Below are 21299 nucleotides of genomic sequence, written 5' to 3'. Positions count from 1 at the left end.
CTCAGACCTCCCCGATCAGACGCGTCAGCAGCCGCACATGGTCTGACCAGCGGTCCAGCCGGACGTGTTCGTGGGCGGCGTGCGCCCCGTCACCAGGTGCTCCGAGGCCGTCCAGCGTGGGGGCGAGGGGCGCGGTGAAATTGCCGTCGCTGCCGCCGCCCACCACCTCACCGCCCACCGTGAAGCCCAGTTCTGCGGCGATGGCCTGCGCCTGGGCAAACAGCGCCCGCGTGCCTGGCCCGAACTCGAAGGGGGGTCGGTTCAGCCCGCCGGTGACCGTCAGATGCACGCGGGGGTCGCGGGGCTTCAGGGCCTCGATGGCCTGCGTGACGCGTTCGCCTTCCTCCAGGGTGCTGACACGCACGTCCACCTGAAAACTGCATTCGGCGGGAATCACGTTGCCCGCGCTGCCCCCCCGGATCAGCCCGGCGCTGACCGTGGTGCCGATCTCGGGCTGGGCGAGGGCCTGCACGGCGAGGACGGCGTGGGCCGCTTCGGTGATCGCGCTCGCGCCTTCCTCCGGCTTGTTGCCCGCGTGGGACGCGACGCCCCGAAAACCCAGCCCGAAGTCGCCCACACCCTTGCGCCCGATCTTGAGCGCATGTGAATTGGCCACGGGCGGCTCGACGACGAGCACGGCCCGCGCGCCCCTCGCTGCCGCCTCGATGTGTCCACGGCTGCTCGCGCTGCCGGTCTCCTCGTCGGGGGTGAGCAGCATCCGGACACCGCCGCGCGGCCATTCGCCGTTCAGGGCGCGCAGGGCGTGCAGCGCCGCCACGATGCCGCCCTTCATATCGTAGGTACCGGGACCATAGGCGCGGTCCCCCTCGACCCGGAAGGGCATGGTCTGGAGCGTGCCGTGCGGCCACACCGTATCGGCGTGCGTGAGGATCAGCACCGGGCGCGCGCTTCCGTCCACTCCGAAGTTGAACTGACGGGTTCCGCCGGGCAGGGCGTGCGCCTGACCGTGCAGCGCGCGTGCCCAACCCTCCACGGCGTCCATCACGCGGCCCACGCCCACCGGATCGGTGGAGGGCGACTCGATCTCTACCAGGGCGCGCAGATCGGCGAGCATGGCCTGAAGGTCCGGGGCCGGCGGTCCGGCAGGTTGAGGGCTGGATGACATACGGCCATGCTACCCGCCTCGGTGGGAAGGACCGCGCCACCGACAAGGCAACGCCCCACCGCAGGGGCAGGGCGCAAAGAAACGGGGCGGGCTCACGCCAGCAGGGCGAGCTGTTCCGAATCGGCTTTCAGGACCGCGCGGCCCTTGAGGTAGAGGTCATTGAGCGCCTGCGGACCGAAGATGCGGGCCAGGCGGGTGCTCGTGAGTTCCAGGGTGCGGCCCGAGACTTTCAGGCGAACCAGATTGATGGTTCCGGGCACCCACGTACAGGAGAGTTCGTGCATTGTTGTGCCTCCAGAGAAGGAAAAAACCAGAAGGGAAGCCGTTTCCCCAGGTCGGGGAAAAGCAGAAGCCGGGGTTCCGGTCAGATCAGGATAAGGCTTCTCTAGACAGCGTGGGTAGGCAGGGCACATCCGGCGTTGAGCGAAGGATCATGAGCCGCGTTCCAGCCTTCAAACGGGTCGCGCGAGTTGTGCTTGACTGCCGTGTATGGCCCAACCTCACGCCGCGCCTGGCCCCGCCACCCTGCTTGACCTGGTGTTCCCCTCCGATCCGCAGCTCAGTCCGCAAGGCGCTGCGCTGGCCTTCGTCCTGACCCGCACCGAGGAGGAAGACCCAGGCAAACCGGACCCCGACTTTCCCCGGCCCCGTTACCGCTCGCAGGTGTGGCTCTCGGAGGGCGGGGGCAAGCCCCGGGCGCTGACCCAGGGCGAGGGCCGCGACGCCTCACCGCGCTGGTCCCCGGACGGGAAAACGCTGGCCTTCGTGCGCGACGGACAACTTTTTTTGCTGCCGCTCCCGGGCGGGGAAGCCCGGCGCGTTACCCGCTTCAAGAATGGCGTGGAGGGCGTACAGTGGAGCCCCGATGGCCGCTTCCTGACCTTCCTCAGCCTCGGGGACGACGAGGACCCCCGCGACGAACGGGGTGAGGCGCGCGTGATCACCCGCCCGCGCTACCGCTTCAATGGCCGCGATTGGTTGCCCGAACGCCCGGGACGGCTGTGGCGCTACGAGGTGGGCACAGGGAAGCTGACCGAGTGGCTGGCCCCCGAGGTGGAAGTGAGCGGTTACGCCTGGTGGCCCGACAGCCGGGGCGTGCTCCTCATCTGCAGCGCCACGGAGGACGACGCGGCCCAGTGGCGGCAGGAGGTGGACACCTTGCTGCTCGGCGGCGAGCGTACCCGAGTCACCCGCTGGAACTCGGCCATCAGCTCGGTCACGCCCCACCCGGACGGGCAGCGGTTCGCGCTTGTGGGCCGTCCCGAGGGCAAGGGCACGAACGAGGACGCCCACCTCTTTCTGGTGACGCCCGGCGAAAGCGCGCAACGGCTGGACGCAGGCTGGGACCATCCCATCGGCAATCTCGTGGGCGGCGACTGCCATGTGGGGGCCTTTCCCGAGCGCCCCGTGTGGCTGGACCCAGAGACGCTGCTCGTGTCCAGCACCGTGGGCGGCTCCTGCGGGCTGTTTCGCGTCTCGCTGGACGGCACCGTCACTCCCGAGGACCACGACCCGCAGGCCGTGATCTCCGCTTTCTCAGCGCGGAGCGGGCAGGTGGCGGTGATTCGCGAGCGGGCCGACCGCTTTCCCGAGATGGAACTGGGCGGGGTGCTCCTCACGCGCCTGCATGAGCGCCTTCCCTTTCCAGCCCGCACGCCCCAGCGCGTCACCTTCACAAACGAGATGGGCGAGGGCGAAGGCTGGGTGCTGCTCCCCGAAGGTGAGGGTCCCTCCCCCGCGCTGCTCACCATCCACGGCGGGCCGCACACCGCCTACGGGCACGCCTTCACGCACGAGTTCCAGCTGCTCGCCGCGCGTGGGTACGGGGTGTGCTACAGCAACCCGCGTGGGAGTGTGGGCTACGGACAGGCGTGGTCCTCGGCCATCCATGGGCGCTGGGGCACCGTGGACCAGGCGGACCTGATGGCCTTTTTCGACGCCTGCCTGGAGCAACATCCGCAGCTGCATGCCGCCCGCACCGCTGTGATGGGCGGCAGCTACGGCGGCTACATGACCAACCTCATCACCGGACACACCGACCGCTTCCAGGCGGCAATCACGGACCGCTCCATCTGCAACCTGATCTCGTTCGGGGGCACCTCGGACATCGGCATGCGCTTTTGGGACGACGAGCTGGGCCTGAACTTCCACCGGAGTGCCGACGCCATGCGGCTGTGGGCCATGAGTCCGCTGAGCGTGGTGGAAAACGTCCGCACGCCCACCCTGATCGTCCACTCGGTGCTGGATCACCGCTGCCCGGTCGAGCAGGCCGAGCAGTGGTATGCGGCGCTGCGCCTACACGGCGTGCCTACCCGCTTTGTGCGCTTTCCCGGCGAGGACCACGAGCTTTCACGCTCGGGCCGCCCTGACCGCCGGGTGCAGCGGTTGGAAGAGTATCTGGGCTGGCTGGAGCAGTGGCTCGGGGGGCAGAGGGCGTAGGACCGCAGGTTCCCACAAGGATTCCGGTTCATCCGTGATGAAATAACGGGCCAACCCGAGCGGCGCGAGCAGGCAAACGGGAACGGAGAAGCGCGGAAGCGGAGGGAAGGGGAGCGCAGGGGATGTAACGGATGATCCGGAAACCGTACCGGTTGCAAAGAGGAGGGCCGGGAAACACATTCCCGGCCCGCGCTTACGGAACTTTTCGGCGCTCGGCGCCCTCCGCCTTACTCGTCGCGGCGCTTGTTGTCCCACCCGCGGTCGGCGCGGGCGCGGGGACGGAAACCGCCCTCGCTGTTGCCGCCTGCGGGGGCACCCCCGTCACGCGGGCGGAACTCGCGGTCACCGAAGTTGCGGTCGCCACCGCGGTCTTCGCGCGGACGGAAGCCCCCACGGTCGCCGCCACCCTGGAAGCCGCCGCGGTCCTCGCGGGGACGGAAGCCGCCGCGGTCGCCGCCACCCTGGAACCCGCCGCGGTCTCCACCACGGTCTTCACGGGGACGGAAGCCGCCGCCCTGCCCACCCTGATAGCCGCCACGGTCCCCACCACGGTCTTCGCGCGGACGGAAGCCGCCGCGGTCACCGCCGCCCTGGAACCCGCCGCGATCTCCGCCACGGTCCTCACGGGGACGGAAGCTGCCGCCGCCCTGCCCACCCTGGCCCTCGCGCAGTTCGCGCATCTCACGGCGCAGACCTCGGATTTCCTTGCCCTGCGCTTCGAGCATTTCCTTCATCTCATTTAGCAGTTCGATGAGATCGTCGGCGTCGATGTACTCGTCTTCCTCGCCGTCTTCGGCGCCGGTGTCGTCGTCACCCACATTGCCGCTGTCGAGGGCGGCGCTCAGGCCCTCCGTGTGGGCTTCCTGCGCATCGAGCACGGGGTCCTCGTCGAGTTCACCCTGCAGTTCGGGGAGGATGGCCTGGACCTCGGCGGGAGCCCCGCTCGCGTCGTGCTGGTCCTGATCGTGCGTGCCGTGCGTGTCGCCTTGCATCTGCGTCCTGGTGTCGTCGGTCATGATCTTGTTCTTCCTTTCCCTGCGCTCCGTGCCTGCTGGCGCGAGCTCTGCGGCGCGGCCAGCCACGTCTACAAGGGTTCCCTTATGGGCTGTCTTTGGTCTCCAGGTGCTCTTCCAGGGGGGGCCTGGGCACATCGGACGCGCAGGCGTACCCCCGAGTCTACCACCCTGAGGCGGTCTGGACGGGCTGCTCCCAAAGTATGAGGTGGGTCCGGGTCTGGGCTGGGGCCCGGCTCCTATACTCGCCGCTATGAAACGCGCCCTCGCCCTCCTCACGTTGCTGCCTGCCCTGGCTTCCGTGCAGACCGCCGCCGCGCAGCCGTCCACCCGAACCGTGACCATCGGCCTGGGGTACATCCCCAACGTGCAGTTCACGCCCTTTTACCTGGCCGACAAACTGGGTTACTACAAAGCCGAGGGCCTCAACGTGAAGTTTCAGCACGGCTACGTGACCGAACTGATGCCGCTGCTGCTTCAGGGCAAGCTCGACTTTATCGTCGGAGACCCCGAGGACGCCGTATTCGCGCGCAACCAGGGCGCGCCTGTACGCTACGTGATGGCGATGTACCAGAAGGCCCCGGTGACGGTATTTGGCACCAAGCCCATCAGCAGCGTGGCAGACCTGAAGGGCAAGACGCTGGGCATTCCCGGCCCGTTCGGCAGCAGCTACGCCGCCGTGCGCGCCCTGCTGGACAGCGCGGGGCTGCAGGAGGGGCGCGACGTGAAGCTGCCCACCATCGGCTTTACCCAACTCGACGCGGTGCGTGCGGGCCGGGTAGACGCGGCCGTGGGGTACGTCAACAACGAGGTGGTGCAGCTGCGGGGGGCCGGGCAGAAGGTCTACACGCTGGACGTCTCCGCCGCGTATCCGATGGTGGGCGTCGGCCTGATCACCGTGGACAAGAACCTGACGGGCGATCTGGCCAAAAAAGTGGTGCGGGGCAGCCAGCGCGGCATGAAATTCACGGTGGCAGACCCCGCCCGCGCCTTCAAGCTCGCGCAACCGGTCTTCGGGGCAGGCGGCGGCACGCTGGAGGTGCTGCGCGCGAGCGTGCCCCTGATCAGCAGCGCCTATACCCGCACGCACGGCCTGGGAGCCAGCGATCCGGCAGCCTGGACCAAAGCCGTCGCCGCCCTGGTCAAGCAGGGCAGTCTGCCCGCGGGGGCAAAGGCGGAGACCTTTTACACGAACGGCCTGGTCAGCAAGACCGTTCGCTAAGGGGGACCCATCCGTGGAGCGGGCGGCGCGCGAGCGCACCCCGCTCCTTGCCCACTCCCGACGCACCGCTTACTCGCCGTCCCGGTTAAGCTGCCCGATGGCCTTGTTCACGTCCACGGGCGTCTGGTACTCCCCGTCCGGCAGGCGGTCCAACACGGCGCGCATGCCCCCGTCTGCGCCGTTCTCCTCGGCCTGGCGGGTCAGGTCTTGCTTGTTGGCCGGATAGTCCACACCCTTCAGGTGCTTTTGAAGCTCAATGGGGTTGATCTCGCCACTGCCCTGGGCGTCATTGCCACCTTCGTCATCGCCGCCACTGGCCGCCGTCCGTCCCCTGCCCGGAGACCGGCCCTCTTCCCCGCGGCTCCCGTCGTCATCCAGACCGCCCAGCGCCCTGCTGACGTCGGCGGGCGTCTGGTACTCTCCATCCGGCAACTGGTCCAGCAGGGCACGCACATCGTTGTCCGCCCCGTTCTGTTCGGCCTGACGGGCCAGATCTTCCTTGCTGGCGGGGTAATCCACGCCCCCCAGGTACTTTTGCAGTTGGATGGGATTGAGCTTCGCCACGTTCGCCTACCTCCTGATGTCGATTATCTGGGCCACCGTCTGAGCTGAATCCGGTCCACCTTCACGCCCGCTTATCGGTTCTTGCTTTCGGAACGGAGGGGTTTCCGACGTTCCGCGTCCACCCCGGGTTTGACGCCCTCTTGACGGCCGGGTCCCCACCGCGGAGCCATGCACAGCTTCCTGCTCAAGACCCTGACGGGCAGCCTGATGCTTTCCCTGCTCCTCTCGGCTTGCGGCGGCTCGGCCACCAACACCTCCATTCCAGGCGTGGACGACGTGGCGCAGCGGGCCTTTACGCTGGACAATCGGGGGCGCCGTGGTGACCGCAGGGCCCGGCAACGCCCTGGGACGCGGGACCCTGACGTTGCCGGGGGAGGCGCAGGGTAGGTGGCCCTCGCCACCACGCCCTGCGCGCCCTGCGCGCCTTGCGCGCAAGGTGCTGGCCACAGCCTGCACCGATACGTTTCCGGAGCGTGACCACAGCGCCCGAGCGGTGATGCTGACCACAGCGGACTTCAGCACGAGCGAGGGCGGCGTGGCGCTCAGGCTCCTGCCCTCCATCAGCGGGGAGGGCGGCTCACCGCTTGCGCCCCTCTTCATTCCCCGGGGCGATACGCTGACGGGGAATCTGCTGTGCGGGTGAGTTGAGCGCGCCCATCACGCTTTCCCTGAAACGGGGCTGGAACTTCATACGCTACGGCAAGGGAGAGGGCAAGCTCCGCGTCTCGGTGGCGCCTTTCCGCGGGCTGCTGCCCTTCCGGAATTTCCAACACGCTGGATCTCAACCCCTGCGTCAGGCCTGTCTCAGCAGTTCGTTTTCCAGCACCACGCCCAGCGCCAGCGCCTGATACCCCTGCCGGTCAAACAGCACCGTGACCTTCTCGCCCTCGTAGCGCACCACCTGGCCCTCCCCAAAGGTGGGATGCACCACGCGCAGGCCAATCTCGAAGGGCACATTCTCGGCCTGGGCTTCCTTCCCCACCCGCCCGGACTCGCACGCGTCGCAGTGGCCGCAGGGCGGCGCATACCCTTCACCGAAGTAGTTCAGCAGGTACTCGCGGCGGCAGCCCGGCGTCTGCGCATACCCGCGCATCATGTCCAGCCGCGAACGCTCAAAGCTTCGGTGGTGCGCGTGGGCCTGGGCCACCTGCGCCGCCACGTTCTCCACGTCCGTGCCCTCCAGCAGCGTGACCTCGCCGCCGGGCAGCACGTCCAGCGCGCCCACCTCCTCCAGACGGTTCACGGCACCCAGAAGCCGGGTCCGCGACAGGCCCGTTTCCTCCACGAGTTCTACCGGGTCCAGCGGCCCGCCGCGTTCCTCCAGGGCGCGCATCACCCGCTCCACCTGATCGGCGTCGATGAGGGAGCTGCCCGAAAAGAAGCGGCGCAGGGCCAGGTCGGCGGGCGTGTAGAAGAGAACCGCTTCCGCGTTCGCTCCGTCGCGCCCGGCCCGCCCGATCTCCTGGTAATAGGCGTCGACCGAGCCGGAGATGTCGAGGTGATGGACAAAGCGCACATTCGGCTTGTCGATGCCCATGCCGAAGGCCGTGGTGGCGACGATCACCTCCAGTTCGTCCGCCATGAAGGCCGCCTGCACCTCCTCGCGCACAGCCGCGCCCAGGCCCGCGTGGTAAGCCGCCGCCCGCACACGCCGCTCCCCCAGATCGCGCGCCAGTTCGTCGGCGGCCTTGCGCGTGGCCGCGTAGACGATGCCCGGTTTCTCGGTCCCCACGACCTCCTCGAGCAGGGCCGCGCGTTTGTGGCCTGCGTCTCCGAACTGCCGCACCTCCAGCCGAATGTTGGGGCGGTCAAAGCCGCCCACGAGCACCTGCGCGTCGCGCATCCCCAGCCGATCGACGATCTCGGCGCGCATGGGCGGCGCGGCGGTGGCGGTCAGCGCCAGCACGGTGGGGTGGCCCAGCGCCTCCACCGCGTGCCCCAGCCGCAGGTACTCGGGCCGGAAGTCGTGGCCCCATTCGGAGACGCAGTGGGCCTCGTCCACCACGAACAGGGCGGGTTGCGCGGCGCGTAGCCGGGTGAGGGTGTCCTCGGAGGTCAGCTGCTCGGGGGCGAGAAACAGGAAGTCGAGCGCGCCGCCTTCCAGCCGGGCGAACGCCTCCTCCCGTTCTGGGGGCTTGAGGGTGGAATTGACCAGGGCCGCGTGACCGGGCAGGGCCGCTTCCAGCGCGTCCACCTGGTCCCGTTGCAGCGCGATCAGCGGCGATACCACGATGGCCGGGCCGCCCAGCGAGAGCGCCGCAATCTGGTAGATGGCCGACTTGCCGCTGCCCGTGGGCATGATGGCGAGGGTGTCCTGACGCCGCAGCACCGAGGCGACGGCTTCTTTCTGGGCAGGGTGGAGACGGTCATAGCCGAAAATCTCGTGGGCGATTCTCTGCGCCCGCTGCATGTCTCTACTGGGTCTGGGCACGGGGGACTCCTTGGGCATCCCAGCGTCGTGCCTGGCAGGCAGCGGCGGATGTTGGGCGTCCCCACCTGGCTTTAACCCTCCTGTCCAGCGGTGTGATCCCTTACGAACCCGCCAGCCTTACACCCACCGCCGCCGCCTCGCCGCCCACAGCACAGCCACGAACAGCAGCAGCAGCGCACCCACCACCAAGGCAAAGCCGCGCCAGCCCGACTTCTCGAAGGTCAGTTCGAAGTTCATGCCGAAGAGCCCCGCGATGAGGGACCCTACGCCCGTCAGGACCGTCACCACCGTCAGCAGGCGAACGATGTCGTTGGTACGCCGACCCAGGCTGGACATGTACAGGTCAAAGGAGCCCAGAATCACGTCCCGGAGTCCCTCTACGGACATTACGGCCCGCTCGAAGCGCTGTTCCAGGGCGTCGAAAGCGGCGGCCGTCTCACCGTCGGCCAGGGCCTTGAAGTCAGGGCGCGAGAGGGTGGCGTACACACCGCGGTGCGAAGTGAGGAGGCGGCGCAGCTCGCCCATGTGGCGGCGCTGGGCAGCCAAGTCCTCCAGAAAATCCCGCTCGGGCGCCGAGCGCAAGATGGCCTCGTCCAGCCGGTCCACCCGTTCCTCCAACCGCTCGACTTCACGCAGGTAGCTTGTGAGGTGCCACCCCAGGAGCGCCGCCAGAAACAACCCCGAGGACAGCCGCCCCACCTTGCCGTTGCTGCGCTGCTGCGCCGCAAATTCCTTCAGGAAGTCGATGCCGTCCTGGTGAACGGTCACGAGGACATTCGGCGCGACAAAGACGCTCACCCCCATGCCCGTCAGCCGCCCGCCCTCATCCACACGCACCGACTGCACGTCCACCCGGAAGGCTCCGCCGTCGCTGACCACCTGTGGGTGGGGCGAATCGTTCAGCTGCCGCTCGAGCAGGCGGGGCGGCAGGTCCAGCAGCGCCGCGAGTTGCTGGGTCTCCCCCGCGTCACCGCGCGACAGGTCCACCCACAGCAGCTGGTCCTCGCGCAGCCCCCGCACCTGCTCGGCACTCAGGGTCACCTCGTGGTCATCTCCGTCGGCGTCAAACAGGTAGGTGCGGTTCATGGTGTCCCGGCCCTCATGCTACGCCGCCGCTCCCGTTCGGTGCGGTGCGGTCCGGCGATGCTGGGGGAAGGCGGCGGGGGTGTCTGCCACGCCCGTTGCGACGTACCCCTAAGCATGGTGGCCTAGCGTAGGCAGATTGGCTTCCTCACGCCGCATTCCCCTGCTACCGTGGGCTCAACACCGGAAGGAGGTGCTGTGCATGACCGACATCAACATCATTGTCAGCCTGAACGCGACCGAACGAGGAATTTTCGTCTCCGCAGATAGGAGCCACCGTGCCGCACCACCAGCAAAGACTGTTCACGTCTTGGCCTTCCGAGGTTTCAGCCGCCACTAAATTTCATCCGGGGCACCCATGAGTGCCCGCTGGCTCGAAGACGAGCTGAACGGCGCCGGTATCCAAGCCGAGCGGCGAACCAAGCACAAGGCGAAAAAGCCCCTGGGCCGCCGACGCCTGGAGACACTGACCGCCGACGCCGAAACGGGCGAGGCGGGCGACGACATCATCCGCCGACTGATGGCGCTCGGGCACATCACCGAGGTGGTGGCCGAACTCAAGAGCGGCAAGGAGGCCACGGCCTACGTGGCGCGCGGCCCACACGGCAGCGTTCTCGTCAAGCTCTACCGCGACCTCGAAGCCCGTTCGTTCAAGCGTGACGGCGTGTACCGCGAGGGACAGGTCATCCTCGACCAACGGGCCGCCCGCGCGATGGCGAGCCGCAGCCGCAAGGGCCTGGAAATGCTCCAGGCGGGCTGGGTCAGCGCCGAGTACGCGCACCTGTGGCACCTCTGGAGCGCCGGACTTCAGGTTCCCGAACCCCTCGTCGGCCCCAGTCCCTTTGAATACAGCGCGACCACCCCCGCCGTCCTGATGCGGCTGATCGGCACCGAGGACCAGCCCGCCCCCCGCCTGAGCGACGCTCCACTCACCCCCGAAGAAGCGCGCAACGCCTGGAAGCAGTCGGTACAGGGCATGGCCGATCTGCTCCGGCTGGGCTACGCCCACGGCGACTACAGCACCTACAACCTCTTGTGGTGGGAGAACACCGTGACGATCATCGATTTCCCGCAACTGACGACCCGTCAGAACCCCAACTTCACCGAACTGCTGCGACGCGACGCCCAGAGCCTCGCCACCAGCTTCCGCAAGCACGGCATCCAGGCAGACGGCGAAACGACCCTGCGCGAAGTGCAGCGGCGGGCGGCAGGTCAGGGTCCGGCGCCGCGCGTCGTGCTGCCCTGAACCTTCATCTCCGCCCCGAACGTCCCGCCGACACCGCGGCCACCGCTGAGGTGACGCGCCTGGCCTTCACCTACAACGGTGGTCTGCGGGAGAATGAAACGATTGAACAGATCCGCGCTTCGGGCCGCTTCCTGCCCGCCCTCTCGCTGGTGGCCGAGGTGGAGGGCCAGGTGGTCGGTCACGTCATCGTCGCCCCGACGGACCCGCGGGGAGATTTGACGCGTCCCGGGCGACCCCGGCGTGTCCTGCTGCTGGGACCCATCAGCGTTCTCCCCGGTGTTCAGAGGCGGGGAAGCGGGAGCGCCCTGACGCCCGCCGTGCTGGAGAGGGTACGCGCCTGCGCCGAACCGATGGTGGTGCTGCGCTGTGGGGCCACGCCGACTACTACCCACGCTTCGGGTTCCGCCGGTCAGTGGACTTCGGCCTGCGGCCGGACACCCCGGCGGCGATGGTCTCCCCCCTGTATGGCGCCCTGGGCGCCTACGCCGGACTTGAGCTGCCCGCCTGAAGGGGCCCCCCTCCGCAGGCGCGCTCCCAAAGCCTGCCTGTATGCCCGCGACCTCACCCCGTCCGGGACCTTCTATTCGGAGGTCCTCGGCCTGACGCCGTACGGGCAAGTGTAGGGGCGGCATCCGTTTGACCAGCTCAAAGGCTCCATGCTCCGCATCTTCACGGGCAAACGCGTAGCCCGGCGAGGTGCCGCCGCACACGGGAAAGTCGGGCGACCACGTCTGCCTGAGCATCACCCGCGAGGAGACGAACGCCCGGCAGGCGCGGCTGGGGGTCACGGCCTGAAGGTCGCCCGCCGCACCTTGGGGAATCGGGGCAAGAGCGTGCACTTCAAGGACCCGGAGGGCAACACGTGCTGGAGCCAATTCCAGCACGCATCTGAGGCTGGAACGCGCCGGAGATTCATCGTCAGTGACGTTCAAGAAGGTACGGGGAACCCCGAGATCGGCCTGCCTTCCACCTCCTCTCCGCTTCAACGGGCCTCTGGAGAGTGAAGCGCGCCGTGAGCAGGCTTCCCGCCGTCACCCTGCGCCGCCCCGAACCTGCAGCGTTTCCCTCGGCCTTCAGGCCCACGCATGAACTTCAACGCCATGTGGACCTGAGCACCTACCTGGAGCGGCCGAAACGGCAAGTGGCCCAGGGCTTCGCGCCGGTGGGCACGTACATGAATACCGGGCTGCTGGGCCTGATTGGCGCCCCGACTGCCGTGGGCAGGGCACCGGACAGCAGCGGATGGCCCAGGCCGAGAAGGAGGCCAGGCGGCGCGGCTTCCCCGAGGTGGTTCTGGATTCCGGCCCCGATGCCCTGCCCTTCTATGAGCGTCTGGGTCTTGTGCGGCGCGAACACCGCCCATGCACAAGGCGCTGGCCCAGCCCGAGGAGGCCACCGCTGGGTCACCCACCGTTGAATCCGGATACCCTGACCCCATGCCCCGTCCCCTGAAGTTGCTGCTTGTCCTGCTCCCCTTCCTGCTCGCGTCCACCGCTGCCCAGCGCCGCCGCAAGGACGCCCGGCATGAGCGTTAAGCCGCTGCGCTCGGTGCTGTACGTCCCGGGCGACAAGCCGCGCGCGATCGACAAGTCCCGGACACTGGGGGCCGACGCCGTGGTTCTGGACCTCGAAGATGCCGTCGCCCCCGAACACAAGGACGCAGCGCGCGAGAACGTACGGGGCGCGCTGGCAAACCGCTGGCCCTGCCCCGTCTTCGTACGGGTCAATGGCCTGGGCACGCCCTGGGAACACGCGGACCGCGAGATGGCCCTGCTTACCGGAGTGGACGGCCTGGTCCTGCCCAAAGTGGAGGACGCCCGCACCGTGGGCGCGCTGCACCTGCGCGTGCCCCTGTGGCCCATGATCGAAACGCCCCTCGGCGCGCTACACGCCGCAGAGATCGCTGGGGTGCCTGGCGTTGCGGGACTGATCGTGGGGGCCAACGACCTCGCCCGCGCCTTACGGACCCGCCCCCACCCCGAGCGCCTGCCGTTGCTGCACGCCCTGTCGGCGGTGGTGCTGGCGGCCCGCGCCTACGGCAAAGTGCCCCTGGACGCCGTGTACAACGATGTACGTGACCCAGAAGGCTTCGATCGGGAGTGCAGGCAGGGCCGCACCCTGGGCTTTGCAGGCAAGACGGTGATTCACCCCTCCCAGGTGGAAGCGGCGAACCGGGCCTTCGGCGTGACCGCCGCCGAGGTGGAAACGGCCCGGGCGCTGCTGCAGGCCTGGAACCAGGCCCGTGCAGAGGGCAAAAGCGTCGCCACCCATGGGGGCGCACTTGTCGAGCAGATGCACGCGGACGAGGCCGCCGAGGTGCTCGCGCTGTGGACGCAGGGAACAGCAGGCTAAGTAGGCGCTTTCCCCCTCCTGTAGAGCTGCCCAGAAGGGGTGGGGTGCGGCGAGCGCAACTCGCCCTCACTTTGCCTGAAGGCGAGCTCCCACCTCCTCATCTCCCTTGCTTTATCCTAGTAAAGATCCTTAAAATACTTAAGACATGCTCCTGACCGAACGCGAGCGCGCCCTCCTCGCTCTTATTCGTGAATTCCCCCTCAGCCCCCCCGAAGAACTCGCCCGCCGCCTGGGCACCTCCCGCGCCGCCGTCAACGTGCATGTCAGCAGTCTGACCCGCAAGGGAGCCTTGCTGGGGCGGGGCTACGTCGTGGCTCCTGAGGAAAGCCGCCGGGTGGTGGTGATTGGCGGCGCGAACCTCGACATCAAGGCGCGCACGCTGGCCGCCGCCATTCCCGGTACCAGCAATCCTGGGCAGGCGACGCAGGCGCCGGGCGGCGTCGCCCGCAATATTGCGGAGAACCTGGCACGGCTGGGGGTGCAGGCGCAACTCATCGCTGCCATCGGGCGCGATCCTCCCGGTGATCTGCTGCTGCGCGGTACGGAAGCGGCGGGCGTGGACGTGCGGGCAATGCTGCGCGCGAACGTTCCTACCGGCACGTACACGGCGGTGCTGGACCACGCGGGTGAACTCGTGATTGCGGTGGCCGCGATGGAGGTGATGGACGCCCTCACGCCCGCCGCGCTGAACGAACGCCGAAGCGTGCTCAGAGGTGCGGCCTGGGTCGTGGCCGATGGCAACCTGGGCACAGAAACGCTGACGCACCTGCTGACCCTTTGCCGGGAGGCGAACGTGCCCGTGGTGTTTGAGCCTGTGAGTGTGCCCAAAGCCGCGCGCCTCCTGCGCGCACTTTCGCGTGGGCTGGCCCCACACACCGTCACCCCCAACGTGGCGGAACTTGCCGCACTTTTGGGGCGGGAAGTGGCAGATACGGCGGAGGCGCTGGGGGAAGCGGCGAATGAACTTCACGCGCGGGGCATCGAGACCGTCTGGATTCGCCGGGGTGAGCGCGGCAGCCTGCTGTCCACCCTGGAAGGCGTGACCGAAATCCCGGCCCTTCCCGCCCAGGTCCTGGACGTAACGGGCGCAGGCGACGCGATGCTCGCCGCCTACCTCGCCGCGCTGCTGAGCGGAGCTCCCGCTCCCGAAGCGGCCCGCCACGGCCACGCCGCCGCTGCCCTCACTGTTGAAAGTACGCACGCCGTCTCCCCCAGCCTCACGCTCGTGGCAGTGCAGGCCAGGCTGGAGTAGACGTCGCCCGCCGCCAGGGTTCAGTCGCCAGCAAGATCATTGCCCCTCTCAAGGAGTTTCCATGACCATCCGCCCCGAAATTGCCCATCACCTGGACCTTCACCCCGAAGTCGCCGCGGCCCTCGACGCGGGCCGGCCCGTCGTGGCCCTGGAAAGCACCATCATCAGCCACGGCATGCCGTACCCGCAGAACGTGGAAATGGCAAACGGCGTCGAGAACGTTGTCCGCGAGAATGGGGCCACCCCCGCCACCATCGCTGTGCTGGGCGGCCGCCTGAAGGTGGGCCTCACGCCAGATGAACTCGAGCTCCTCGCCACCGATAAGGCTGTTCAGAAGATCAGCACCCGCGACCTCCCCGTGACTGTGGCCCTCGGCGGACACGGAGCCACCACCGTCGCCTCCACCATGCGGATCGCCTCTCTCGCGGGCATTCGCGTCTTTGCCACCGGTGGTACAGGCGGCGTTCACCGGGGCGCTGGCCAGACGATGGACATCAGCGCGGACCTCACCGAACTCGCCCGCACAGACGTGTGCGTGGTCAGCGCGGGCGTCAAGAGCATCCTCGACATCGGCCTGACGCTGGAGGTGCTCGAAACCCAAGGCGTGCCCGCCATCACGCTGGGCAGCGGGGAATTCCCCGCCTTCTACTCGCGCTCAAGCGGTTTTGCCTCTCCCCTGTCCGTCACCACCGAGGCCGAAGCCGCCCGCGTGCTGCACGCAAAGTGGACGCTGGGCCTGTCCGGCGGCGTGCTGCTCGCCAATCCCATCCCCGCCGAGGCCGAGATTCCCGCCGCCGAGATCACGCCCCATATTGAGCAGGCGCTGAAGGACATGGACGCGCTGGGCCTGACAGGCAAGGAAACCACGCCCTACCTGCTGGGCCGCCTCGTGCAGATTACGGAGGGCCGCAGCCTCGCGGCGAACATCGCCCTCGTGCGCCACAACGCGGCCGTGGCAGCGCGGGTGGCGGAGGCTTTTGCACAACTGGCAACAGCGCCGGCCTGACCATCTGAAAGGCTGACCGCCTGGCTGCCCTGAACAGGCAGGCGGTTTAGCCTACTGGACCTCACGCCCTGTCCCTACGGCAGGAACGCGCCGCAATCTCCGTGAGAACCGGGTGGTACGCTCGGGAACGGTTATGGACGCATACGACGTAGTGGTGATTGGCGGCGGCCCGGCAGGCTACGTGGCCGCGATTCGCGCCGCACAGCTGGGCTTCAAGACGGCCTGCGTGGACGCTTTCGAGCGGGGCGGCAAAGCTTCGCTGGGCGGCACCTGCCTCAATGTGGGCTGCATTCCCTCCAAGGCGATGCTCGATTCGAGCGAACGCTTCGAGATGATCAACCACGAGGCGGCCGAACACGGCATCCAGGTAGACGGCGCGCGGGTGGACCTCACGAAAATGCTGGGCCGCAAGGAAGCCGTGGTGGACAAGCTGACCGGCGGCGTGGCCTTCCTGTTTCGCAAGAACAAGGTCACCAGCATTCACGGTTTGGGCCGCCTGGTGCGGCAGGACGGAGAGGGCTGGATCGTGGACGCGGCCGGAACTGAGGTGCGGGCAAAGAACGTGGTTGTGGCGACGGGCAGCAGCCCCCGCGAACTGCCCCTCGCCCCCTTCGGTGGGCACATCGTGGAAAACAGCGGCGCTCTTGCCTTCGAGCAGGTGCCCGCACGCCTCGGCGTGATCGGCGCGGGCGTGATCGGTGTGGAACTGGGCAGCGTCTGGCGTCGCCTCGGCGCGCAGGTCACGATTCTCGAAGCCCTCCCCGGTTTCCTGATGGCTGCCGACGACGCTGTCAGCAAGGAAGCCCTGAAGCAATTCCAGAAGCAGGGCCTGGAGTTCCACTTCGGCGTCCAGATCAAGGATGTGAAGCAGGACGAAGCGGGCGTCACCGTCATCTATGAGGAAAAGGGAAGTGACGTAACCGCGCAGTTCGACAAGCTCATCGTCTCCATCGGCCGCGTGCCCCACACCAAGGGTCTGGGGGCCGAGGCGGTTGGTTTGGAACTGGACGAGCGCGGCTTCGTGAAGGTGGACGGGCACTACCGCACCAACCTTCCCGGCCTTTATGCCATCGGCGACGTGGTGGGCGGCGCGATGCTGGCGCACAAGGCGGAAGAAGAAGGCGTGGCCGTGGCCGAACTCCTCGCGGGGCAGGCCGGACACGTCAACTACGACGTGGTGCCCTGGGTGATCTACACCTCGCCTGAAATCGCCTGGGCGGGTCTGACGGAAAAGCAGGCCAAGGACAAGGGCTTCAAGGTCAAGGCCGGACAGTTCCCCTTCAGCGCCAACGGGCGCGCGCTGGGCCACGGTGATCCACGCGGCTTCGTGAAGGTGGTCGCCGACGCCGAGACCGACAAGATTCTGGGCGTCCACATGATCGGTCCCAACGTCTCTGAACTCATCGGCGAGACGGTGGCGATTATGGAGTTCGGCGGAAGCGCCGAAGACCTCGCCCGCACCGTCCACGCCCACCCCACCCTCAGCGAAGTGGTGAAGGAAGCGGCGCTGGCCGCGGACAAGCGCGCGCTGCACATGTAGCGGTCAGCAAAACACAGGGGCGGGGGCTTTCCCGCTCCTGTGTTTTGCTTCCTTAGGCACGCTGTCCGGGGTCCAGCGCCAGCACCCGCCGCGTCGCTTCGCCCAGAATCGCCTGCACGTCACCTGGCGTCTGGGCCTCCACGTACACGCGCACTACGGGCTCCGTGCCCGAGGCACGGAACATCGCGGAAGCTCCGCCCGAGAGCAGCAGCTTCACGCCGTCGATGGTCTTTTTGCCTTCCACCGGATGCCCCGCAACATCGGTGTAGGTCTGAACCTCACGCATCAGCGCTTCCTTATCGAAGCCAGGGCTGAGGTGCAGGTCTGCCCGGTCGTACTCGTGGCGGAAGCCCACCTCGGCCTCAATCTCAGCGAACAGTGTGTCCAGGCTCTTGCCGCTTGCCGCTACCGCCTCCAACATCAGCAGACTGTTCAGCAGGCCGTCACGCTCGGGGATGTGTCCGCGTGAGGACAGGCCGCCCGATTCCTCACCGCCGATCAGCACTGCCTTGGCGTCGTCCGCCTGCCCCTCCAGGAAGGCGTCGGTGATGTACTTGAAGCCCACGGGCGTCTCCAGCAGTTCCAGGCCCAGATGCCCCGCCAGCAGCTCGATCACCCGGCTGCCAGAGACGGTCTTGACCACGCGCCCCCGCAGCCCCCGTCCATGCAGGTGGCGGATCAGGACCGCGAAAATCTGGTGGCTGTTGAAGAACCTGCCCCCCGCCGTAACAGCCCCTACCCGGTCTGCGTCGCCGTCGGTGACGACACCCAGCGCCGTGCCCGTCTCGCCCGCCATGACGCCCATCAATTCGCCCAGGTTCTGGGGGATGGGTTCGGGGTTGACGCCGTAGAACATGGGGTCCGGCCGACCATGCAACTCGGTAACCTGGGCCCTCAGCCCCGCGTGCTGCGCGTACCCCGTCAGCCAACCGCACGCTGCCCCACCCATCGCGTCGTGGACCACGTGACCTTCGTAGGCCCGCAGGGCAGCCAGATTAAGCTGGCGGTCCAGCTGGGCGTAATACGCTTCCCGAATATCAAAGGACCGAATGGACCCAGGCGGGCCGTTATGCGGCTGAGGCTCCCGCAACGCCCGCTCCACCTCGGCCACGAGGGCGGGCGTTGCGCTGCCTCCATACGCCCCCTTGATCTTGTAGCCGCTGTACTGGGGTGGATTGTGGCTGGCGGTAAGCATCACGCCCCCCGCCGCGCCTCGGTGAACCACCGCAAAGGACAGAGCGGGCGTGGGCAGATATTCACTTGCCAGAAGCACGTTCAGCCCAGTTTCGGCCAGTGCCTCCGCCACCACGCGGGCGAAGCCAGCTCCCTGAAAGCGGGTGTCGAAGCCCACGACGACCGACGTTCCACCCGTGGCGCGCAGCGCCTGGGCATGTGCACGGGCCACCCGCATCACGTTCTCGTACGTGAAGTCCTCCGCGATGATGTCGCGCCAGCCGTCTGTTCCGAATTTAATGGGCATGTATTCTCCGTTTCCCCACTCTAACAAGCCTCAGGGTGGCCACGCACGCTTGACGAATTCGAGTTCCTCCCGTATTCTTCTGTGCGTGCCGGAAACGGCACCCCTTGAAAGGCAGTCAGCGAAATGCGCTCCAGCGCTCGCAAAACTGAAGTGGTGTGGCCCCATCGTCTAACGGTTAGGACACTACCCTTTCAAGGTAGCGATACGGGTTCGAATCCCGTTGGGGTCACCAAGAAAGTCTCCCGCTTTCAGCTCACGCTGTGGCGGGAGTTTTTCCTTTGGTCCCCCTGGAGCCGCCGTCTCTATACTGACGGGCGTGAGTTCTTCCCCAGACGCTCCCTCCTTCACACCGCCGCGCTGGGTCAGCTGGTTTCTCGCCATCATTCCCGTATTTCCGGCGCTTTACGCCGCCGCTCTCGGCAGCCTTCCGCTGCTGCGCTTCCTGCCACTGCGGGCACGGCAGGTGCTGTTTTTCTTCGCGGCGACGCAGCTGATCGCCGCCCTCTTCACGCCACGCCCCCTGCTGTCCCTGGGCTTGGCTGCGGCGCGGACGCTGGTGATCTTCGCCATGATCGGAGCGGGCGCCTACCTGCGTGACAGCCGCAACCTCCGCCCCCTGCTCTGGGGACAGCTGGCCGTCTGTGTGACCGCCTGGGTGTACACGCTGAGCACCCAGGGGCTGGGCGGGGTACAGGAACGGCTGGGCCATCCCTACTACTTCATCGTGTCTCTTGGGCTCGTGGCGGTGGTGGCGCTGTGGCTGATCGTCTTCTGGCAGGGAAGCGCGCTGTGGTGGCGCGTTCCCGCCGTGTTCTTCGTTGTGGCGACTTTCCTGGCCACGGGGAGCCGGGGACCCCTGCTCGCCCTGACCGTGGGGAGCCTGGCGGTCTTGGCCTTCGCTGGCCGGCAGCGGCGCTGGTGGCTCCTGCTGCCGGCCATCGTCGGCCTGGGCTTCGCCAGCCTGACCCAGGGCGCCGAGCTGCCCATCCTCCCGGTGGAACGCCTGCTCAACGATCAGACCACGGGGCGGAACTACATCTGGCGGGACGCCATTCAGGCCTGGCAGACCTCTCCCATCGGTGGAGTGGGCGTTTACCAGGGGGGAGAACGGCTGACCTTTCTCCTCAAAGACGGCTGCCTGCTCACCCCGACGTTGGAACGCAACGGCGTCGCCTGCCCCGCCTCCCTGGTCCGCTGGAGCAGCCTTTGGTTGACTGCCCACAACGCCTGGCTGCAGTGGTTACTTGAAACCGGAGTTCTCGGTCTGGCTGGCCTGGCCCTGGTGGTGGGCTACGCCCTGTGGTGGTCAGCCCACCTGAGAGACGCGCTGACCGTGGCCATCTTGTACGGATTTACAGCCATCAATATGGTCGACGTGGTGATTGCCCTTCCCAGTCAACATTTTGCTGAACTGTGGTGGGTGGCCGTCGGCCTGACTCTCGCAGGAATCAAGGTGAAGGCCCCCCCATGAAGAGCGCCAAGCCCATCCCGCACCTCGACGGCGTTTTGCCAGACCTCTCGCTCCAGTCGCTCAATCATTTTCGTGCTCCGGAACCCTGGGGCCGCTGGATGCTCGGCCTCAAGAGCAACCTGAAGCTCAGGGCCGAGGGGGACGGCTGGGTTGCCCTGCGCCTGGAATTCGAATTGCCGGCCCAGAACCAGTCTCTTCTGATTCGGCTCAACGGCACGTCCGCCGGCTCCATTCCACCTCAGAAGGAGAAAAAACACCTCACCCTTCAACTGCCCCTCTTCCTGAAGCGCGGTCTCAACGAACTGAGCTTTGAAACCAACGGCAGCAACCGTTTCCCAGGAAGAACTCCCTTCGCTCCAGGCGACCCGAGCGACCTCTCCACCGCGTTCTTTGATCTCTCCTTTGCCCCAGTAAGCGGGTTGACCTCTCCGGCTCAGCCTTCTTTCTACGGAACCCTCGAATCGCCGGGTCCGAAGGCGTACTGGCCCGCTCCCTTTGGCCAGGTCACCTTTTTTTCCACGAAGCGGGGCCCCGGAGAGCTGGCCTACAGCCTGGTCACCGCTAAAAAAGCGCAGGTTTTGAGCATCCGCCTGGATGACAAGGTCGTCAAAGTCCTCCAACCGACGGGACCCAGTCCCCTCCTCTCCGGACGGGTGCCCCTGGCGCTGGACGGACGGCTTCACCGCGTGACCATCACCGCCACGTCCGGTGTTCCACGGGGCGCCACGCCCAATGACAGCGTGGCCGAGCTTGAACGGCTGTACGGCGCAGCCCCCTTTTACGTCCAGCGCCTGGAACTGACGTCACCCCCGCCGCTCTCTCCCCACGGAGCGCTCACCCTGGCGGCCGCCCTTACCCTCCTGCTCCTGGCTCTGATCTACCGCCTGCTGTTTCGGGCCGGCCGACTTCAAGCGGGAACGCCCCCTTGATCGCCGAATGAACGTTGATGGTCCCTCCACCAACGTTCATTCGGGTCCGTCGGTCCGCAACGCCGAATGCAGTTCGGCGCGCCGAGGGGGAACGCCGGGGCTCGGGAAAGTCATGGGCGAACTGGGAGGCTGGTGAGACGAAGTT

Annotated in this window: 21 protein-coding genes and 1 tRNA gene; 15 read left to right on the top strand and 7 right to left on the bottom strand. The window is 67.5% G+C overall.

Annotation, left to right across the window (positions count from 1 at the left end):
• Nucleotide 1 precedes the first annotated feature (1 nt).
• Both B9A95_RS16585 and B9A95_RS16580 read right to left on the bottom strand, forming a co-directional pair.
• Entirely contained in the window at nt 2-1126 is a 1125-nt protein-coding gene (locus B9A95_RS16585; protein WP_245808342.1) for a M20 family metallopeptidase, read from the bottom strand.
• A 92-nt stretch (nt 1127-1218) separates the two neighbouring features.
• Nucleotides 1219-1410: a hypothetical protein gene (locus B9A95_RS16580; RefSeq protein WP_084048315.1), complete on the bottom strand. Its 192-nt coding sequence runs from the start codon at nt 1408-1410 to the stop codon at nt 1219-1221.
• Nucleotides 1411-1615: 205 nt separating this feature from the next.
• On the opposite strand from B9A95_RS16580, the gene B9A95_RS16575 reads away from it, so the two are divergent.
• The gene (locus B9A95_RS16575) at nt 1616-3565 is read left to right on the top strand and encodes an alpha/beta hydrolase family protein (RefSeq protein ID WP_084048314.1); all 1950 of its coding nucleotides are present in this window, start codon (nt 1616-1618) and stop codon (nt 3563-3565) included.
• Nucleotides 3566-3792: 227 nt separating this feature from the next.
• On the opposite strand, the gene B9A95_RS16570 is transcribed toward B9A95_RS16575, so the two are convergent.
• Nucleotides 3793-4581: a hypothetical protein gene (locus tag B9A95_RS16570; RefSeq protein WP_425429953.1), complete on the bottom strand. Its 789-nt coding sequence runs from the start codon at nt 4579-4581 to the stop codon at nt 3793-3795.
• Nucleotides 4582-4831: 250 nt separating this feature from the next.
• Between B9A95_RS16570 and B9A95_RS16565 the strand changes: the two genes are divergently transcribed.
• Nucleotides 4832-5800 (top strand): ABC transporter substrate-binding protein, encoded by a 969-nt coding sequence (locus B9A95_RS16565; protein ID WP_084048313.1) that lies wholly within the window; start codon nt 4832-4834, stop codon nt 5798-5800.
• A gap of 69 nt (nt 5801-5869) precedes the next feature.
• On the opposite strand, the gene B9A95_RS35505 is transcribed toward B9A95_RS16565, so the two are convergent.
• Nucleotides 5870-6364: a DUF2795 domain-containing protein gene (locus B9A95_RS35505; protein ID WP_245808341.1), complete on the bottom strand. Its 495-nt coding sequence runs from the start codon at nt 6362-6364 to the stop codon at nt 5870-5872.
• Between the two features lie 168 nt (nt 6365-6532).
• Between B9A95_RS35505 and B9A95_RS16550 the strand changes: the two genes are divergently transcribed.
• Together B9A95_RS16550 and B9A95_RS16545 are read left to right on the top strand one after the other, a co-directional pair.
• Nucleotides 6533-6751, top strand: coding sequence for a hypothetical protein (locus B9A95_RS16550; protein ID WP_084048312.1), 219 nt, complete (start codon nt 6533-6535; stop codon nt 6749-6751).
• 49 nt (nt 6752-6800) lie between these two features.
• Nucleotides 6801-7007 (top strand): hypothetical protein, encoded by a 207-nt coding sequence (locus B9A95_RS16545; RefSeq protein WP_084048311.1) that lies wholly within the window; start codon nt 6801-6803, stop codon nt 7005-7007.
• A 150-nt stretch (nt 7008-7157) separates the two neighbouring features.
• Here B9A95_RS16545 and B9A95_RS16540 read toward each other — a convergent pair whose 3' ends face one another.
• Complete coding sequence (locus B9A95_RS16540; protein ID WP_212648341.1) at nt 7158-8795, bottom strand: RecQ family ATP-dependent DNA helicase; 1638 nt, start codon at nt 8793-8795, stop codon at nt 7158-7160.
• A 117-nt stretch (nt 8796-8912) separates the two neighbouring features.
• Nucleotides 8913-9881, bottom strand: coding sequence for a magnesium transporter CorA family protein (locus tag B9A95_RS16535; RefSeq protein WP_084048309.1), 969 nt, complete (start codon nt 9879-9881; stop codon nt 8913-8915).
• A gap of 199 nt (nt 9882-10080) precedes the next feature.
• Here B9A95_RS16535 and B9A95_RS33840 point away from each other — a divergent pair, with 199 nt between their 5' ends.
• The 8 genes from B9A95_RS33840 to lpdA all read left to right on the top strand — a co-directional run bounded on the left by B9A95_RS33840 (nt 10081) and on the right by lpdA (nt 17274).
• Complete coding sequence (locus tag B9A95_RS33840) at nt 10081-10218, top strand: hypothetical protein (protein WP_170928678.1); 138 nt, start codon at nt 10081-10083, stop codon at nt 10216-10218.
• An 18-nt stretch (nt 10219-10236) separates the two neighbouring features.
• Complete coding sequence (locus B9A95_RS16530) at nt 10237-11124, top strand: RIO1 family regulatory kinase/ATPase domain-containing protein (RefSeq protein ID WP_084048308.1); 888 nt, start codon at nt 10237-10239, stop codon at nt 11122-11124.
• Nucleotides 11125-11174: 50 nt separating this feature from the next.
• Entirely contained in the window at nt 11175-11747 is a 573-nt protein-coding gene (locus B9A95_RS34665; RefSeq protein WP_212648340.1) for a GNAT family N-acetyltransferase, read from the top strand.
• 619 nt (nt 11748-12366) lie between these two features.
• On the top strand, nt 12367-12576 hold the full coding sequence (locus B9A95_RS37205; protein ID WP_084048307.1) for a hypothetical protein: 210 nt from the start codon (nt 12367-12369) through the stop codon (nt 12574-12576).
• A 72-nt stretch (nt 12577-12648) separates the two neighbouring features.
• The gene (locus B9A95_RS16515; protein WP_084048306.1) at nt 12649-13476 is read left to right on the top strand and encodes an HpcH/HpaI aldolase/citrate lyase family protein; all 828 of its coding nucleotides are present in this window, start codon (nt 12649-12651) and stop codon (nt 13474-13476) included.
• A 145-nt stretch (nt 13477-13621) separates the two neighbouring features.
• Nucleotides 13622-14728 carry a carbohydrate kinase gene (locus B9A95_RS16510; protein ID WP_084048305.1) on the top strand — a complete coding sequence of 369 codons (1107 nt, stop codon included), beginning with the start codon at nt 13622-13624 and terminating at the stop codon, nt 14726-14728.
• Nucleotides 14729-14789: 61 nt separating this feature from the next.
• Nucleotides 14790-15734, top strand: a complete 945-nt coding sequence (locus tag B9A95_RS16505) for a pseudouridine-5'-phosphate glycosidase (RefSeq protein ID WP_084048304.1) — start codon at nt 14790-14792, stop codon at nt 15732-15734.
• A 133-nt stretch (nt 15735-15867) separates the two neighbouring features.
• On the top strand, nt 15868-17274 hold the full coding sequence (gene lpdA, locus B9A95_RS16500) for a dihydrolipoyl dehydrogenase (RefSeq protein ID WP_084048303.1): 1407 nt from the start codon (nt 15868-15870) through the stop codon (nt 17272-17274).
• Nucleotides 17275-17326: 52 nt separating this feature from the next.
• On the opposite strand, the gene B9A95_RS16495 is transcribed toward lpdA, so the two are convergent.
• Complete coding sequence (locus B9A95_RS16495; RefSeq protein ID WP_084048302.1) at nt 17327-18754, bottom strand: phosphoglucomutase/phosphomannomutase family protein; 1428 nt, start codon at nt 18752-18754, stop codon at nt 17327-17329.
• Between the two features lie 157 nt (nt 18755-18911).
• Between B9A95_RS16495 and B9A95_RS16490 the strand changes: the two genes are divergently transcribed.
• The 3 genes from B9A95_RS16490 (at nt 18912) to B9A95_RS16480 (ending at nt 21154) form a co-directional block, all read left to right on the top strand.
• A tRNA-Glu gene (locus B9A95_RS16490) sits at nt 18912-18986 on the top strand.
• Between the two features lie 84 nt (nt 18987-19070).
• A complete protein-coding gene (locus B9A95_RS16485; RefSeq protein WP_084048301.1) occupies nt 19071-20225 on the top strand; it encodes an O-antigen ligase family protein in 1155 nt (384 codons plus the stop codon).
• Nucleotides 20222-21154, top strand: coding sequence for a hypothetical protein (locus tag B9A95_RS16480; RefSeq protein WP_084048300.1), 933 nt, complete (start codon nt 20222-20224; stop codon nt 21152-21154). Before B9A95_RS16485 ends, B9A95_RS16480 begins: the two co-directional genes overlap by 4 nt.
• Nucleotides 21155-21299: the final 145 nt, after the last annotated feature.

It is taken from the genome of Deinococcus hopiensis KR-140, assembly GCF_900176165.1.
GTDB classification, from domain to species: Bacteria; Deinococcota; Deinococci; order Deinococcales; family Deinococcaceae; genus Deinococcus; species Deinococcus hopiensis.
The sequence above is the reverse complement of the archived record's forward strand: the minus strand, read 5'-3'. Positions and strand labels throughout refer to the sequence as shown.